The 16,280-nt window shown below is 59.1% G+C and carries 14 protein-coding genes; 7 read left to right on the forward strand and 7 right to left on the reverse strand.

Going from position 1 to position 16,280, the window contains the following annotated elements; translation table 11 throughout:
- The first annotated feature begins 56 nt into the window (after window positions 1-56).
- Together FHT87_RS17620 and FHT87_RS17625 are read left to right on the forward strand one after the other, a co-directional pair.
- Window positions 57-887, forward strand: coding sequence for a response regulator (locus tag FHT87_RS17620; RefSeq protein WP_183736074.1), 831 nt, complete (start codon window positions 57-59; stop codon window positions 885-887).
- Between the two features lie 201 nt (window positions 888-1,088).
- Window positions 1,089-2,420 (forward strand): diguanylate cyclase, encoded by a 1,332-nt coding sequence (locus tag FHT87_RS17625; protein ID WP_183803576.1) that lies wholly within the window; start codon window positions 1,089-1,091, stop codon window positions 2,418-2,420.
- A gap of 199 nt (window positions 2,421-2,619) precedes the next feature.
- Here the strand turns inward: FHT87_RS17625 and FHT87_RS17630 are convergent, their stop codons facing one another.
- The 3 genes from FHT87_RS17630 to FHT87_RS17640 all read right to left on the reverse strand — a co-directional run bounded on the left by FHT87_RS17630 (window position 2,620) and on the right by FHT87_RS17640 (window position 4,432).
- A complete protein-coding gene (locus FHT87_RS17630) occupies window positions 2,620-3,642 on the reverse strand; it encodes a GlxA family transcriptional regulator (RefSeq protein WP_183736076.1) in 1,023 nt (340 codons plus the stop codon).
- Between the two features lie 302 nt (window positions 3,643-3,944).
- Window positions 3,945-4,148 carry a hypothetical protein gene (locus FHT87_RS17635; protein ID WP_183736077.1) on the reverse strand — a complete coding sequence of 68 codons (204 nt, stop codon included), beginning with the start codon at window positions 4,146-4,148 and terminating at the stop codon, window positions 3,945-3,947.
- 116 nt (window positions 4,149-4,264) lie between these two features.
- Window positions 4,265-4,432 (reverse strand): hypothetical protein, encoded by a 168-nt coding sequence (locus FHT87_RS17640; protein ID WP_183736078.1) that lies wholly within the window; start codon window positions 4,430-4,432, stop codon window positions 4,265-4,267.
- A gap of 216 nt (window positions 4,433-4,648) precedes the next feature.
- Here FHT87_RS17640 and FHT87_RS17645 point away from each other — a divergent pair, with 216 nt between their 5' ends.
- Window positions 4,649-6,421, forward strand: a complete 1,773-nt coding sequence (locus FHT87_RS17645) for an AAA family ATPase (protein WP_183736079.1) — start codon at window positions 4,649-4,651, stop codon at window positions 6,419-6,421.
- A 5-nt stretch (window positions 6,422-6,426) separates the two neighbouring features.
- Here the strand turns inward: FHT87_RS17645 and FHT87_RS17650 are convergent, their stop codons facing one another.
- Both FHT87_RS17650 and FHT87_RS17655 read right to left on the reverse strand, forming a co-directional pair.
- The gene (locus FHT87_RS17650) at window positions 6,427-8,328 is read right to left on the reverse strand and encodes a potassium transporter Kup (RefSeq protein WP_183803579.1); all 1,902 of its coding nucleotides are present in this window, start codon (window positions 8,326-8,328) and stop codon (window positions 6,427-6,429) included.
- Between the two features lie 139 nt (window positions 8,329-8,467).
- Window positions 8,468-9,772, reverse strand: a complete 1,305-nt coding sequence (locus tag FHT87_RS17655) for a hemolysin family protein (protein ID WP_183803582.1) — start codon at window positions 9,770-9,772, stop codon at window positions 8,468-8,470.
- Window positions 9,773-10,061: 289 nt separating this feature from the next.
- Here FHT87_RS17655 and FHT87_RS17660 point away from each other — a divergent pair, with 289 nt between their 5' ends.
- The 3 genes from FHT87_RS17660 (at window position 10,062) to FHT87_RS17670 (ending at window position 12,724) form a co-directional block, all read left to right on the forward strand.
- A complete protein-coding gene (locus tag FHT87_RS17660) occupies window positions 10,062-11,465 on the forward strand; it encodes a DUF882 domain-containing protein (protein WP_183803585.1) in 1,404 nt (467 codons plus the stop codon).
- A 108-nt stretch (window positions 11,466-11,573) separates the two neighbouring features.
- Window positions 11,574-12,473 carry a LysR family transcriptional regulator gene (locus FHT87_RS17665; RefSeq protein ID WP_183803588.1) on the forward strand — a complete coding sequence of 300 codons (900 nt, stop codon included), beginning with the start codon at window positions 11,574-11,576 and terminating at the stop codon, window positions 12,471-12,473.
- Between the two features lie 95 nt (window positions 12,474-12,568).
- Complete coding sequence (locus FHT87_RS17670) at window positions 12,569-12,724, forward strand: entericidin A/B family lipoprotein (protein ID WP_112569658.1); 156 nt, start codon at window positions 12,569-12,571, stop codon at window positions 12,722-12,724.
- Between the two features lie 6 nt (window positions 12,725-12,730).
- On the opposite strand, the gene FHT87_RS17675 is transcribed toward FHT87_RS17670, so the two are convergent.
- A complete protein-coding gene (locus FHT87_RS17675) occupies window positions 12,731-13,081 on the reverse strand; it encodes a hypothetical protein (protein ID WP_183736084.1) in 351 nt (116 codons plus the stop codon).
- A 32-nt stretch (window positions 13,082-13,113) separates the two neighbouring features.
- On the reverse strand, window positions 13,114-14,106 hold the full coding sequence (locus tag FHT87_RS17680; protein ID WP_183803591.1) for a glycine betaine ABC transporter substrate-binding protein: 993 nt from the start codon (window positions 14,104-14,106) through the stop codon (window positions 13,114-13,116).
- A 662-nt stretch (window positions 14,107-14,768) separates the two neighbouring features.
- On the opposite strand from FHT87_RS17680, the gene FHT87_RS17685 reads away from it, so the two are divergent.
- Entirely contained in the window at window positions 14,769-16,223 is a 1,455-nt protein-coding gene (locus FHT87_RS17685; protein WP_183803594.1) for a cobyric acid synthase, read from the forward strand.
- Window positions 16,224-16,280 lie beyond the last annotated feature (57 nt).

A 16,280-nucleotide genomic window follows, 5' to 3' on the forward strand; every position in this document is an offset into this window, starting at 1 on the left:
AATGAATTCATGTAACCGTTGCGTTCGGGGACACAATTTCCATTTAAAGGTTTGTCATGGCGTTTCTAGGTATTTCGGGGATGCAATATTCCGGAGAAATGTTTGCCGGCGCGCGCATTATCCTCGCTGAAGATTCCAACGTCTTCACGTCGATGATCGGAAAGCGGCTGAAGGAACTCTTCGATATCGAGGTCGAGATTTGCCGCAGCTTCGAAGAGCTGCAGCTTTCCTACGATAAATCTTCCGATCCGATTACACTGGCGATTTCCAACATCAACCTGCCGGGCGCCGAAAACGGCGAGGCGTTGGAATACCTTGTCGATCTGTCGATCCCGACGATCGTTTTTACCGGCACGTTCCATGAAGGCATGCGCGACAAGCTGCTTGCCAAGGACATTGTCGACTACATCCTCAAGGACAATGTCTTTGCCGTCGACCTGCTGGCGGAATCGATCTGCCGGTTCCTGACCAACCATCGCCATCATGTATTGATCGTCGATGACAGCGCCACGGCCCGCGCGCTGCTGTCGAGCCGCCTGAAGCGCTACAATTTCCGCGTCAGCACCGCCGAGAGCGGCGCAAAGGCGCTGGAGATCCTCAAGGCTAACAGAGATATCGGCTTGATGGTCACCGACTACAACATGCCCGATATCGACGGTTTCGAGCTGACGCGCCGCATCCGCGCCTCGATCGGCTCGCACGAGCTGCGCATCATCGGCGTTTCCTCCTCTTCCAACCGCCTGCTTTCGGCGCGGTTCCTGAAGGCCGGCGGCAACGACTTCATGCTGCGTCCCTTCATCGACGAGGAGTTTTACTGCCGCGTCAACCAGAACCTCGACACACTCCTCCAGATCCAGTCGATGCGCAGGGAACGGGCGGTTGCCTGATCCGGCCGCGAAGATCGGGTGCAGGGAAACGCCTCCGTGATCGGCCCACACCGAAAAGATATGACGGAGGCTCATATTTTTGCAATCACAGGTGTTGTTTCCGTCATTTGCCTCTTCACGGAAGGGGAGGCCTCGGCTATCGTCCGGCACTGCAAGAGAGGGCGAGTCGACCCTCTCGTGCATGTGGAGGGGTAGGTAGCCGTGACATTCCAGAGGGATTTTCAGCGGGAGAATGCAGGTCCTCGGTTCGGAGGAATCCGCATACTTCTGGTTGAGGATTCCCGAATGTTTTCTGCCGTGCTCTGCCATCGGTTCCAGACCGAGCTCAACCTCAGCGTTGTTTGCTGTTCCTCGCTGAAGGCGTTACGTGAAGAGCTCTCGCAGGACGGGCACGGTTACAGCATGGCCGTCGTTGACCTGAACCTGCCTGACGCACCCTATGGTGAGGCGCTCGACTGCACGATCGAGCACGATATTCCGGCCATCGTCTTTACCGCGACCTTCGATCTCAATACCCGCGCCCGCATCCTTGAGCGCAATGTCATAGACTATGTGCTGAAGGACAACGAGTTCGCGCTCGACAATCTGGTCGCGACCGTGCGCCGGGCGATCATGAACCGCAAGACCCGGGTACTCGTCGTCGACGACGTTTCATCCGCGCGTCAGGTACTCGTCGATCTCCTGAAGGCCCAGCAATATATGGTCGTCGAAGCCAATTCCGGGCTTGAGGCGATCGCGGCACTCGAGGCCTACAGCGATATCGAGCTCGTCGTCACCGATCATCATATGCCCGACATGAGCGGCTATGAGCTGACGCGGCGCATCCGCCACCGGTTCGGTTCGGACAAGATGCGCGTCATCGGCGTTTCCTCCTCGAACGACCGCATGCTGTCGGCAAGTTTCCTGAAGGCCGGCGCCAGCGACTTCGTCTACCGGCCGTTCGTCGCCGAAGAGCTGCAGTGCCGCATCGCCAACAATGTGGAGACGCTGACGCAGATGAAGCAGCTGCGGGCGGCGGCGGCCTGCGACTACCTGACCGGCCTCTATAACCGCCGCTATTTCTACGACAACGGCCCGAAGCTGGTGAACGAATGCCTGCGGCTGAAAATGTCGAGCGCGGTCGCCATTCTCGACATCGACCATTTCAAACGGCTGAACGACACTTATGGCCACGAGATCGGCGACAAGGTGCTGAGGGCTGTCGCAGACAGGCTGCAGGCGATCTTCGAAGGCAGCGACAATCTTCTCTCGCGCCTCGGCGGCGAGGAATTCGCCATTCTCTTCCCGCAGATGGATTCGCTGGCCGCCACCAAGCTTTGCGATGAGATTCGCTCGGAGATTTCCCGCTTGAGAGTGACGGCCGATGACGAGGAATTGTCGGTGACGGTGTCAATCGGATTGGCCGAGATCACCGGTTACGAGACCTTCGAGAACTATCTGAACGCCGCAGACCAGTTCCTCTACATGGCCAAGCACAAGGGGCGAAACCTTGTCTATTCCGACGCCAAGATGACGGAGGAGGCGGCGCAGTAAGGGCGCCCTTGATGCGCGCCTTTCGCCGCTTGGCGTCATCCTCGGCCTTGTGCCGAGGATCTGCGACATACCAAGATATTGGACGGTAGCAGATACTCGGGACAAGCCCGAGTATGACGAAGAGAGTTTGGTGCCCTAGTCAGAATATCAAAGGCGGCTCAGTGAGCCGCCTTTCTGCATTGCCAACTGTATGCCAGCCTCAGGCCGCCACCGCCTGCTGACGGGCTGTCGCCATGGTCATCTTGCGATCGGCGCGCTCCTGCTGCGGCGAGCGCTGGTAGAGTTCGCGATAACACTTGGAGAAGTGCGAGGCGGAGACGAAGCCGCAGGCGACGGCCACTTCGACGACCGGCATGGAGGACTGGACCAGCAGGTGACGGGCGCGGTCGAGGCGGATTTCCAGGTAGTAGCGGGCTGGCGACCGGCCCATTTCCTGGCGGAAGAGGCGCTCGATCTGGCGGCGCGACAGGCCGGCGCCTTCGGCGATCTCCAGCAGTGACAGCGGCTCGGCGAGATTGCCTTCCATCAGCTCGATGATCGACAGGACCTTGGCGTTCTGCACGCCGAGGCGGGCACGCAGCGGCAGCCGCTGGCGGTCGTGCGGGTTGCGCACGCGATCGGTCAGGTGCTGCTCGCAGATGCGGTTGACGAGGCTTTCGCCGAAATCCTCGCCAACGAGGTTCAGCATCATGTCGAGCGAGGCCGTGCCGCCGGCGCAGGTATAGAGATTGTTGTCGACCTCATAGAGATCGGCATAGACCTCGACCTGCGGGAAGGCCTCGGAGAAGCCCGGCAGGTTTTCCCAGTGGATCGCGCAGCGCTTGCCGTTCAGGAGACCCGCCTGGGCAAGCACATGCGCGCCCGTACAGAGCGAACCGACGGCGACGCCGCGATTGTAGGATTCCCGCAGCCAGGCATTGACGGACTTGTTGTTGAAGGTCTCGACATCGATGCCGGAACAGACGAGCACCATCCCGGGCCGGTTTTCGCCGCCCAGATGGCGGCGCTCTTCGGCAAGCGACGAATTGGCCTCCACGCCGATGCCGCAGGAGGAATAGACCTTTTCGCCGTCGACGGAACTCAGGCGCCATGTATAGGCCTGATAGCCGAGCATGCGGTTTGCGATACGCAGGGTATCCACCGCCGCCGAAAAGGGCAGCATGGTGAACTGAGGAACCATGAAGAAGACTACGGAACGTTTCTTGAGCTGCATCTTGTTCATTGGAAAATCCATGCTCGAGGGCGACTGCATATTGGTCGCGTGGAATGCGTCGTTCCGATGTTCCAAAAGCGACACTGGCATGGATAAATGCGGCTAGGAAGAGCAAATCTGCGACATTGGCCACAATTTGCGGCGCGAGCGGAGCAAAAGGCGTCGCTGCGGGCCGGTAGTGCTGTGAAATTCACTGGGGAAAAGGCAGGCGACGGATATGAAAAAGGCGGTGCTGCATGGGGCAGGCACCGCCTTTAGCTTGGGAGGTATGTCGCATTCATTGCATATGGTTGCATTCACGAGCCCTGTTCTTAATGGGTGCGGTCTTTGCCGCTCTCATCGGCGCTCGGCCAGCCGATATCCTTGCGGATGTCGAGGGGCATGGATTCGATCTGGCGTTCCGTCTGCCAGCGGCGCCATGCACGCACGAGCCTGTCGGCATAGGAACCAAGCGAAGAATGTCTGCCGTAGGATGACAGACCCTTGCCGCCATCTCTGTAGGTCATCGAGGTCATTGCCGTTTCCTTTCCTTGCGGGACACGGGATTACCGTATCCTCGAGATGAAATATGCGCTTACGGCACCCATCATTCAAACGAATAGATTTTATAAGTACCATAAGCGATTTTGAACTATCGCTGCTGCTCATCGAGAGCGGGCAGTGCGCCGATATCGGCCGCGAGATGCGACGGATAATGCTTCATTTCCTGCCTGATATGCTCACGTGCCGCCACCCGAAACATGCGTGCGCGGAAGGCGAAAAAAGCCTGGAGGATATTGAAGCCTACTGTCTGCAACATGACCGGCCTCCTTTTCTTCAGCCTCATCGTTACAACTAAAATATAGGTACTCAGGGCAGTTCAAACAAATGAAATGAACTGGGCTTTAGGTTCAGAGAAATTGAAAGATAGACGGAGAAAGGTGCGTGTGGCGTTTATCTCTTCTTCGACTTTAAAGGGTAAGGCTGGCTCGGTGGCCTTTGCCGAGGTAGGCATACAATCTTTAAAGGAAACAATATGACGGTCTTTTTGCATGCACTATCGCTCAAGTTTTATCGAGGTATTGGTAGCGAGGCGCAAAAGCTGAGGGACTTTCGCGATTTCAACTTTTTCATTGGAACGAATAACGCTGGAAAGTCCACGGTCCTTAACTTCATCTCCAAGTACCTGCCATATCGAGGTGATAATGAAATTGAGGGCAGTGCGACGACACCTATCGAACGGTTCCGAGGCGCTAAGACCGGCTCGATTGAGGCAGCCGTCGGTCTTCCCATAGATGTTTTTATGGATGCTGTCCGCAAGCTGCATACCCAACTTCCTGCACAATTCTGGCCAAGCTTCACGAAGGTTGCGACGAGTTTTGCGGATAACGACGTAGTTTGGCTGAGGCCGAGTGCAAATCAAGCCGGTGCGTCGTTAGCGGCGGGTAAACCCGTAAACCCGGATGTTCTCACATCGCAGGAATGGTACAATCTTTGGACGGCGTTGACCGGTCAGAGCGGCGGAAGCATTTCCCAAAATTGGGTGCCCGAAACGATTAAAAGCCTTCTTGCTGCGCAGACGCTTGAGCTGCCCAACACGCGAATAATCCCTGCAAAACGTCAAATCGGCCAAACTGGTGTCGAGCTTATTGACCTTAGCGGCCAGGGACTGATTGATAGATTGGCTGAAGTTCAGAGCCCAGACCACGATAAACGTGCGGACCGACTACTATTCGACAAAATCAACTTATTCCTGCGGAGCGTTACGGACAGGAAAGACGCGACCATCGAGGTGCCTCATAATCGTCAGCACATTTTAGTGCACATGGATAACAAGGTTCTCCCTCTTTCGTCCTTAGGTACCGGTATACATGAGGTGGTGATGATTGCGTCGTTCTGCACATTATTTGACAATCAAATAATTTGCATGGAAGAGCCGGAGATACATCTTCACCCCATACTGCAGAGAAAACTTATGAAGTATTTGGGGGAGTATACAAAGAATCAGTACTTCGTCGCCACTCACTCCGCGAGCTTTATCGACACTCCGGGTGCCGCTATTTTTCATGTCGCAAATGACGGAGATCAAACGAGAATCTCGGAAAGTATTCTGAGAAGCCAACGACATGAGATCTGCATCGACTTGGGGTACAAGGCATCGGACATTGTTCAGTCTAATGCTGTAATCTGGGTTGAAGGCCCTTCTGACCGCATATACCTCAATCACTGGATCAAAGCCGCGGTGGGGAAGGACGAACAGAAGTTGATTGAGGGTATACACTACTCAATTATGTTCTACGGTGGGCGCCTCTTGAGTCACCTAAGCGCTGAGGCCGACGAAATAAACGAGTTCATCGCACTTCGTTCGCTCAATCAAAATCTCGCACTGATAATGGACAGCGATAAAGGTAGCGCGAAAAATAGCGTCAACGCAACGAAGGTCCGCCTCCAGAGCGAAATCAGCAAGGGGAAGGGGTTTTGCTGGATAACAAAAGGCAGGGAGATCGAAAACTACATCGATCACCAAGCACTTCAACGTGCCGTTGCCGGTGTATACGGCGATGTCTACGATAAAGCCGACGGTAGCGGCCAATTCGATCACGCACTTTACTTCTGGCGCAAGGCACCAAAAGCCAGGGGGAAAGGAGGTTCGTCTGCAGAAGACATGCTTCAAAAGGATGTGGACAAAGTAAGGGTTGCCAAGGCCGTGTGCGAAGGCAAAGCTGATCTTTCCATCCTAGATCTCAAACTGAGAATCAGTGAACTTTTGGAGTTTATTCGCAGCGCTAACGATCTGACGCCGCTGTAGAGCCCTCAAATCACCATCTGCTCTCCGAGTTCCACCACGCGGTTGCTGGGAAGCTGGAAATAGTCCGAGGGGTCGATGGCGAAGCCGGCCATGGCGATGAAGAGCCGGTCCTGCCAGGCCGGAAGGCCGGTGTTCGGATCGCCGACGAGCTTGCGCCTGCCGAGGTAGAACGAGGTCGACATGATCTCGAAGTCGAAGCCCGCCTTGCGGCAGAGCGGCAGGGCCTTGGAGACGTCCTGATCTTCCATGAAGCCGAACAGGAGCTGGATCTTGATGAAGCGCTCCGACAGCCTTTCGATTGTCACCCGCTCCGTTTCCGGCACATAGGGGCGCGGCGCGGTCTTCACGTTGAGGATGACGTTACGCGCATGGAGAACGCGATTGTGCTTCAGATTGTGCAGGAGCACGCCGGGTGTCATGTCGGGAAGGCTGGTCAGGAAGATCGCAGTTCCGAGGACCTGGGCGGGAGCATGATCCGACTTTCGTTCGATCGACGCAAGGAATTGCATCAGGGGTATGTCGCTCCTTGCGGATTTCTCGCGCACCAGCAGGGTTCCCTTCTTCCAGGTCCACATCATCACCATCAGCGCGCCGGCAATCAGGATCGGGACATAGCCGCCATCGTGGATCTTCAGGAGGTTCGCGCCCAGGAAGATGCTTTCAAGCATAAGGAGCGGCAGGAGTGCCGCCAGTGCCGTGGCCACGTTCCATCCCCAGACGACGCGGAGAAACTGGAAGGACAGGATCGTCGTGACGACCATCGCACCCGTGACCGAAATTCCATAGGCGGTGGCAAGGGCCTCGGAGGAGCCGAATGCGAAGATCAGGGTAAGTACACCAAACAGCAGTGCCATATTCACCGCCGGGACATAGATCTGGCCGGTGTTGGAGGCAGAGGTGAAGCAGATCTCCAGCCGCGGAAGGAAGCCGAGATGGATCGCCTGGCGGGCAAGCGAGAACGCCCCGGTGATGACCGCCTGGCTGGCGATGATGGTGGCTGCCGTGGCGAGAATGACCACAGGAAGGATCGCCCATTCCGGAAACATCAGGAAGAACGGATCGGACGCAGCCTGCGGGTTGGCAAGCACCAGCCCGCCCTGGCCGAGATAGTTCAGCGCAAGCGACGGGAAGACCACGACGAACCAAGCCGCCTGGATCGGTTTCCTGCCGAAATGGCCCAGGTCGGCATAAAGCGCCTCCGCGCCCGTCACGGTGAGGAAGACGGCGCCGAGGACAACGAGGCCGACAAGACCGGCATGCGTGATGAAGTCGAAGGCGTAGAGCGGATTGAGTGCTGCGAAGATCGCGGGATCGTCGGCGATATGGACAAGTCCGCCAAACCCCATCACGAGAAACCACAGCAGCGTTATCGGGCCGAAGAGCTTCGACACGGACGCGGTGCCGACCGACTGGACGAAAAACAGCAGCAGCATGATCGCGACGGCGATCGGCAGGACATAGGGGGTGAAGACCGGGGTTACGAGCTTCAGCCCTTCGAGCGCCGACAGCACCGATAAGGCAGGGGTGATCATGGCGTCGCCGATGAAAAGCGCGGCACCAATGATGCCTGCGAAGAAAAAGACGGTCGCATGCCGGCTGGTCTTTTTCATGAGGAGGGCCAGCAGGGAAAGGGTTCCGCCTTCGCCCTCGTTGTCTGCCCTCAGCAGAAACAGCACGTATTTGAACGTGACGATGATCGTCAGCGTCCAGATCATCAACGAGATCAGCCCGATGACCTCGTTTGGGGTGACGCCGTCATGGACGAAGGGTCGCAGCGCTTCGCGGAAGGCATAGAGCGGGCTCGTCCCGATATCTCCATAGACTACGCCGATCGCCCCGAGCAGCAGGGCCGCAAACTTTTGCTGGCCTGCATGGGGCCGGTCTGCGTCGTGGGTGGTGGCGGACATGGATATTCCCTGATTGTTGTTCGGCCCTGATTGCTGCTCAGAACGAAAGATATGGGGCGCAAGCCTGAGAATGGCACGTCGGACCGCGAGTAGGGGCAAGGCTGCCAAGCCGGCCGCATCCCGGCCCTGATCGCGCCGATCAGTTCTCCGCCCGTGCCTCGTCTTTCGTCAGCGCACTGACGAGCAGTTTGTCGACGCGCCGCCCGTCGAGGTCGATCACCTCGAATTTCCAGTCGTTCTTGACGAAGGTTTCCCCGAGCTCGGGCAGGTGCTTCAGTTCTTCCAGAACGAGACCGGCGACGGTCTGGTATTCGACGTCTTCATCAACGGGGAAGTTCATGAATTCCGAAAACTCGTCGATCGGCGTCCATCCGGAAACCAGATAGGATCCATCCTCGCGTCGCTTGATCGCCGGTTCCTCGCCGGAGGCCGCGTTGCCGAAAACGCCCATGATCGATTCGAGGATGTCGCCTGACGTGATCACACCCTCGAAGTGGCCGTATTCGTCAAAAACCAGGACCATATGCTGCGACGACTTGCGGATGGATTCGATCACCGATGAGGCGGGAGCGAGGTCCGAGATGATCGGAACATCGTGGACCAGCGTCATGATGTCGACCGTCCGGCTGGCCGCAAGGGCATCGTAATAATCCTTGACGGCGAGAACGCCGAGAACCTCGTCGGAGCTGCCCTTGCGGGCCGGCAGTCGCGTTCGCGCGGTCGACTGGATGGTCTTGCGGATCTCCTCGGCCGAATCCTCGATATCGACAAGCTCGACATCGCGCCGCGGCGTCATCAGCGCGCGCGCCGTTCTGTCGGCAAGGCGCATGACGCCGGTGATCATGGCGGATTCGCCGCTTTCGATCACGCCGGCGCTCTGGGCTTCGGCGAGTACCGTCTTGATCTCCTCGTCGGTGACGCCATCGGCGTTCTTTCCGGACTGGCCGAGCAGCGCGAGAACGAGCTTGCCCGAGCCGTCGAGCAGCCAGACGAGCGGCAGTGCCGCCTTCGACAGGTAGGTCATTGTCGGAGCGACCCTGGCGGCGACTGCTTCCGGCGCGCGAAGGGCCATCTGCTTGGGCACCAGCTCGCCGATGATGAGGGAGAGATAGGTGATCGCCACGACGACCGTACCGACGCCAAGCCCGTCCGCCCAGGCATTGGGAAGCCCCTGCGCCAGAAGCCAGGCGGAGAACCGCGCGCCGAGCGTCGCACCCGAGAAGGCACCTGACAGCACGCCGACGAGGGTGATGCCGATCTGAACCGTCGACAGGAAACGGCCGGGATCCTCGGCGAGGCGCAGCGCCAGTCGCGCTCCCCTGCTTCCCTGGTCTGCCATAACCCTGAGGCGTGCCGGGCGGGCGGAGACGATTGCGAGCTCCGACATCGCCAGGACGCCGTTGAGAATGGTGAGGAGGATGACGATGGCTATTTCGGTATACAAACTTAGGCCTGTTTCGATGATAATGATCCGTCGAAACTATGCGATCTCGTCTCGCTTTGCGAGGGTTCCCGTCGAAGATCATGGCTGCTCAAGCAAGATAATTATGGCGAACTTCTCGCTGCCAGCGCAACTGGAGAACCGCAAGACGGCATCTCCTTGAAACAGCGCCTCATAAGTCCGTAGCTCATAAACCCCCTCTTAAGGATCTGTTGACCATAATGAAGGCTTAACGCCGCGCACGTGTGCCGTGCCTGTGATGTTTTCGTGTCTCGCGCCAAGGACGAAGCCTGTGTCCCTTCATCAAGCCATCGCCGCCATCCCGACGACCGCCTCTGCGTGGCTTTTGTCTGTTGTTGCCCATCGCATGGCGATTGCTGCGGCCTTCTTCTTTGCGGTCATTGCCGGATCGGGCGAGGCGGCGGCCGAAGACAGGGCGCTGAAACTCTACTTCACGCATACGGGCGAGCGGGCGACGATCGTGTTCAAGCGCAACGGCAAATACGACCAGCGCGGCCTCAACCAGATCAACCGTTTTCTGCGCGATTGGCGCCGTAACGAGCCGGCGAAGATGGACCCGCGGCTGCTCGACCTCGTCTGGGAAGTCTATCGCAAGAGCGGGGCGAAGGAGACGATCCACGTCGTCTCCGCCTATCGCTCGCCGGCAACCAACAACATGCTGCGCAACCGTTCGCGGAATACAGGTGTCGCCAAGCGCAGCCAGCACATGCTCGGCAAGGCGATGGATTTCTATATTCCGGGCGTCAAGCTTGCGACGCTGCGCGCGCTTGCCATGCAGATGCAGGTCGGCGGCGTCGGCTATTATCCGACATCGGGTTCGCCTTTCGTGCATCTCGATGTCGGCAATGTGCGCGCCTGGCCGCGCATGTCGCGCCAGGAGCTGGCGCGGCTGTTCCCTGACGGACGTACCATCCACCTGCCGGCGGACGGACGTCCGCTGCCGGGCTATCAGGTAGCGCTTGCCGAGCGCAAGAAGGGCATCCGCTCCGCGCCGATAGAGATTGCCGCAAGTGAGGATGAGGATGACGATGCGCCCGTAACGCCAAAGGCAGCGGCACCGGCCCTGCTGACGGCACGCGCAGCACCTGTGAAGGCACCTGATCCCGTCGTGACCGGAAGCCTTGTCACCGCCATGCTGCCGACGCCGCAGAAGCGGGCCGAGATCGGACTGGCGCCGCAGCTTGCCAAGCCGGAGGACAAGGCGGTTGCCGACCGGGCCTTTGCCGATCTTGCCTCACTGACCGTTCCGCTGCCGGTGCTGCGGCCTGTTGAAATCGAGGCCGTGGAAAGCGAGACACCCGCACCTGTGCCCGCGGTTGCGCCGGTTCTGGCATCCGTCCAGCCGGCCCCGGCTGATTTCACGCGCTTCGTCGTCGGTCGCAAGCCGGCCAATACATCAGATATCGCCGACCGGCTGACCCATCCCGCACCGACGGCCGAGCAGATCGCGGTGTTGCCGGTCTCCGCGTCGGAGCATGTCTCGGGCGGCGTCGGCGAGATGTCCGCACGAGCGCTGATTGCCTGGGCGGTACGGTCACCGGAAACGTCAGTTGAACTCACGGCGCCTGCCATGATCGGCAACACCTATCCGAAGGGGGGCGGCGAGGGCAGGACGGTTGCCTCAGGTGCGGCTGGAACCAGCTTCAAGACCAGCCGTTTCGGCACCGAGGGCTGAACTCAAATAGGCTCGATAGGGATCGCCCCAGAAAAATAGAGGTCAGATTGACTTTCAATCAAATGGAATGATAACCTTCGTCGTTCAGAAAAATTGAAAGATGTGACGATGACCATCCCGTTTCGCCGTCCCATTCCTCTGCTCGACAATGACGTGCTGCGCACCTTCGTCGCTATTGCAGAGACCGGTAATTTTTCGACTGCGGCCGAGACCGTGTTTCGCACGCCGTCGGCCGTTTCCATGCAGATCAAAAAGCTCGAAGAGCAGCTGGGCGTGATGCTGTTTCGCCGCGATGCGCGCTCGGTGACGCTGACCCAGCACGGCGAAATGCTGCTGTCCTATGCACGCAACATCCTGGCGCTTTCCAACGAGGCGGTATCGCGCTTCATCATGCCCGAGCTCAGCGGCGTGGTGCGGCTCGGCGCGCCCGAGGATATCGGCGAGCGGCTGCTGCCGCAGGTCCTCAAAAGCTTTGCACAGACCTATCCGGGCATCATGGTCGATGTGACGATCGACATGAGCATCGGCCTGAAAAAGCGGATGGAGGAGCAGCGCCTCGATCTCGCGCTCATCAACTGCGCCACGCGGCCTTTCCCGACCAATGGCGAAGTCGTTTATCGCGAACGGCTCGTCTGGGCCGGCGCCAAGTGCGGTTCGGCGCATCGGCGCGATCCGTTGCCGATCTCGATCTGGGAAGACGGCTGCATCTGGCGGCAGGAAGCGATCACCCAGCTCGAGCGCAACAAGCGGCCGTATCGCGTCGCCTATCTCAGCGCCCACACGATGGCGCAGCGCGCCGCCGTGGTCTCCGATCTCGCCATTGCGCCGCTGCCGCTCTCCTATGTCAGCGATGACATGGCGATCCTCGGCATCCAGGAAGGGCTACCGGAGCTGGGGTCTTTCGATATCCAGCTTTTGACGGCATCGCAGATGACGGGGCCGATCGAAACGGTCGCGGACAGCATCCGTGCATCCTTCGCCGAAAGATCGAAAGCTGCTGCTGCCTGAATTCGGTTAGCCGGTGAACTTTTCGCTCACGAACGCGTTATCCCGCCCGGACGGCATCAGCCGTTCGGGGTTGATTTCATAAAAGGATTTCGCACATGACGACCACGGGTAAAATCGCATCCGCCTTGATGATCCTTCTTGCGCTTTCTTCCTGCGCCAACACGATCCGTGGCATGGGCAGGGATACGGCAAATGCCGTCAATGCCACACAGGATGCCGGCCGCAGTGTCGATCGCGCAGCGAAGAGATAATTGCTTTCAGATTTTCGAAGCCGGATAGGCTTTTTCCAGACCGCCGGATCGGGTCAGCCCGGTCCGGAATGCGGCATAGGCCGGGTGCTGGCTGGAACGCGCCGCCTCCATGAGCCTGATCTGCAGCCGGTCGGGCGCAGCTCCGCCGATCCACTTGCCGAGGGTTTCAAGCTTCAGCGAATTGAGAAGGCGCGAGGCGGAGGCGAGATCGAGGTGCCGATAGAGGCCCGCGAGCAGGTTGTCGTCCTGCACCGGATTTTCCATCAGCAGCGACAGATAGGATTTGTCGGTTTCCGAGAGCGCCGCGAGTTTTTCCGCGACGGTATCGCGATCGGGGAAGGGCACCGTGCCAGTCATAACGAATCGTCCAGTCCTTGTTATCGGAAGGTTTATAGACTGGCCTTGACCTTCTCGGCTACATCGGCCGGAACCCAGCGGCTCCAGAGTTCCTCATAATTCTGCAGAAAATAGAGGGCTGCATTTTCGTTGTCCTCGCCGTTTTCATCCTGCCAGGCGAGGATCTGGCTGATGGTCTCGTTATCCCAGCTGCGCGCCTTCAGATAGGTCATGACGGGGCCGGCGCGGTCGGCAAAGGACCGAGTCATCAGCGTGAAGGCCTGCGACACTGGATAGGCGTTCACCTTGGGCTTGGCGCAGCCGCGAACCGAGGTGCAGGCGTCCCATTCGGCCTGATCGTGCGGCACGCCGAAATCCAGAAGCTTCATGTCATACTTGCCGATGACCGATGTCGGCGACCAGTAATAGCCGAGCCAGCCGACCTTGTTGTCGAAGGCGCGGGCAATCGAATCGTCGAAATCTTCAGGGGTCCGGCTGTCGACCAGTGCAAAGCCGAGCTTGTCGGCATCGAGCGCCTTGAAGAGATTGCCGGTCGAGATCTTGCAGGCCCAGGATTCCGGGCAATTGTGGACGGCGGCGTGCGAGGGGGCGTCGATATCGGGAAAGAGTTCCGGGTGCTTCAGCGCATCCCGTACGGAGCCGATATCCGGGTTTGCATCGGCGATGAATTTGGGGATGTACCAGCCTTCGATCGCGCCGTCGGCAAGAATTTCGGCGCCCTTCACCAGCCGGCCCTCTTTGATGGCGGTATCGAGCTGCGGCTGGACGGCCTTTGTCCAGAATTCCGAGGCGATATCGGGCGTGCCCCTGCCATTCATGGAGGCGAAGGTCGGCAGCGTATCGCCATGGACAATCGAGACGGAGCAGCCGTAGCCTTTCTCGAGGATGAATTTGTCGAAGCTCGCGGCGATGCCGGCGGAACCCCACCTCATCTCGGCAATCGAGACTTTGCCGCATCCGGCGGCTTGCGCAATTCCCGCATACAGACAGACGGCAAGGATGAACGACGTGAAAAATGTCTTCATTATAAGTCCCCCGAAATTTTCTATGTGATCGAACGTGCATGCACCGGGGCAATTAGCCGACAAATCTCTCCGCCGCTTCAGGTGCCCATCGCCCGGCCGGAATATGCTCGGTGGGCCTTCCTGTCTGCGGCGCCGTTCGTCTGGTTTTCCGGCGGCTCGTCGCTGGCCATTTCTATCGATGGCTGATGATGAACAAGCCTACGGATTTGCGGCAAGAAATCAACTCTCTTTTCTGTCTTCCATTAGCCACTAAATAATTGAATTCGAAGAATTTATGCCGGCGCTCATGATGGTGCGACCTTGCGCGCGGTGGAGGCAAATGTGCCCCTGCGGAAAGAGCTGAAAACGGTTTCACACGAGAAAAATTAGAAAAAGTGCAAAAAAGGTCGAAATTCGCTTCAAGGCGCGCTTTCAATAACCATCCGGTAAGAATGTGCCGTTATCAGTTGTGACGCGGCGGGGGACAACCGCTGCTTCTCCGGATCAGGTAGAGCGTCCCGGAGAAAGCGAGCTTCATCGCGTAATGGTGAAGGCGTCAGCGTTTTATGGCAAACCGCGTTGGGCTGATGGCCTGATCGCGGTTTTCGCATTTCTGGGTTCTTGTTGACCCGCCGACAACGCTCATTGTAGGCCTGCGGGAAACGCTTCACGGATAGACCCTAATGACCAGAGCCATCATGCTGCAGGGAACCGGCTCGGATGTCGGCAAGACGGTGCTGGTGGCCGGGCTTTGCCGGCTGGCGGCCAATCGCGGGCTGACGGTGCGGCCGTTCAAGCCACAGAACATGTCGAACAATGCGGCGGTTTCCGACGACGGCGGCGAGATCGGCCGGGCGCAATGGCTGCAGTCGCTTGCCGCCCGCACGCCATCATCAGTGCATATGAACCCGGTGCTCCTGAAGCCGCAGTCCGAGAACGGCAGCCAGATCATCGTGCAGGGCAGGGTGTTCGGACAGGCCAAGGGGCGCGACTATCAGCGGCTGAAGCCGCAGCTCATCTCTTCCGTGCTGGAGAGTTTCGCCAAGGTGTCGGAAGGTGCCGATCTCGTCGTGGTCGAGGGGGCGGGTTCGCCGGCAGAAATCAATCTCAGGGCCGGTGATATCGCCAATATGGGCTTTGCGACACGGGCAAATGTGCCTGTCGTTCTCGTCGGCGATATCGACCGCGGCGGGGTCATCGCCTCGCTCGTCGGCACCCATGCGATCCTTGCCGAAGAGGATCGCAGGATGATTTCGGGCTATATCATCAACAAGTTCCGTGGGGATGCGAGCCTGTTCGACGACGGGATCACGTCGATCGGCAAGTTCACCGGCTGGCCCTGTTTCGGCGTCGTACCCTGGCTGAAGGCGGCGGGGCGGCTGCCGGCGGAAGATTCCGTCGTGCTGGAGCGGCTGGCCAAGGGCGAGCGAGGGGCGCTGAAGATTGCCGTGCCGGTGTTGCCGCGCATTGCCAATTTCGACGATCTCGATCCGCTGCGGGCCGAGCCTGACGTCGAGCTCGTCTTCGTGCGATCAGGCGAGCGGCTGCCTGATGATGCTGGGCTCATCATCCTGCCTGGCTCGAAATCGACCATATCGGATCTCAGCGATCTCAGGGCGCAGGGATGGGACCGTGACCTTGCCGCTCATGTGAGGCGGGGCGGCCGGGTGATCGGCATCTGCGGCGGCTACCAGATGCTCGGCCGCATGGTACACGATCCGCTCGGTATCGAAGGCGGGAGGGCGGAGATGCCGGGGCTTTCGCTTCTCGACGTCGAGACCGAGATGGCGCCGGAAAAGACCGTGCGCAACAGTGCGGCCCGCTCGACCGAATATGACGTGCCGCTTGCCGGCTACCAGATCCATCTCGGCATGACCCGCGGGCCGGATTGCATCAGGCCTTCGGCGATCGTCGACGGTGTACCGGATGGGGCGCTTTCGGCCGACGGCCGGATCATGGGTACCTATCTGCACGGCCTCTTCGGCAGCGACGCCTACCGCGCCCGGCTGCTTCAAAGCTTTGGCCTTTCGGGCGAAGGCGGCAACTACCGCCAGAGTGTCGACCGGGCGCTTGACGAGGTCGCAAGCGGCCTGGAGCAACATCTCGATCCGCGCTGGCTTGCAGGGCTGCTCGGCTAGGCGGATGTGGCCTGTGTTCATCGGAGTCGTTCTGCTATTGCCAAATTAGTTGACTCA

Source organism: Rhizobium sp. BK316 (assembly GCF_014193695.1).
GTDB lineage: Bacteria > Pseudomonadota > Alphaproteobacteria > Rhizobiales > Rhizobiaceae > Rhizobium.

Coding starts and splice junctions, on each gene's coding strand:
- FHT87_RS17620 (WP_183736074.1), top strand. CDS start 57: ATGGCGTTTCTAGGTATTTCGGGGATGCAATATTCCGGAGAAATGTTT.
- FHT87_RS17630 (WP_183736076.1), bottom strand. CDS start 3,642: ATGAACAAGATGCAGCTCAAGAAACGTTCCGTAGTCTTCTTCATGGTT.
- FHT87_RS17635 (WP_183736077.1), bottom strand. CDS start 4,148: ATGACCTCGATGACCTACAGAGATGGCGGCAAGGGTCTGTCATCCTAC.
- FHT87_RS17640 (WP_183736078.1), bottom strand. CDS start 4,432: ATGTTGCAGACAGTAGGCTTCAATATCCTCCAGGCTTTTTTCGCCTTC.
- FHT87_RS17645 (WP_183736079.1), top strand. CDS start 4,649: ATGACGGTCTTTTTGCATGCACTATCGCTCAAGTTTTATCGAGGTATT.
- FHT87_RS17650 (WP_183803579.1), bottom strand. CDS start 8,328: ATGTCCGCCACCACCCACGACGCAGACCGGCCCCATGCAGGCCAGCAA.
- FHT87_RS17665 (WP_183803588.1), top strand. CDS start 11,574: ATGACCATCCCGTTTCGCCGTCCCATTCCTCTGCTCGACAATGACGTG.
- FHT87_RS17670 (WP_112569658.1), top strand. CDS start 12,569: ATGACGACCACGGGTAAAATCGCATCCGCCTTGATGATCCTTCTTGCG.
- FHT87_RS17675 (WP_183736084.1), bottom strand. CDS start 13,081: ATGACTGGCACGGTGCCCTTCCCCGATCGCGATACCGTCGCGGAAAAA.
- FHT87_RS17680 (WP_183803591.1), bottom strand. CDS start 14,106: ATGAAGACATTTTTCACGTCGTTCATCCTTGCCGTCTGTCTGTATGCG.
- FHT87_RS17685 (WP_183803594.1), top strand. CDS start 14,769: ATGACCAGAGCCATCATGCTGCAGGGAACCGGCTCGGATGTCGGCAAG.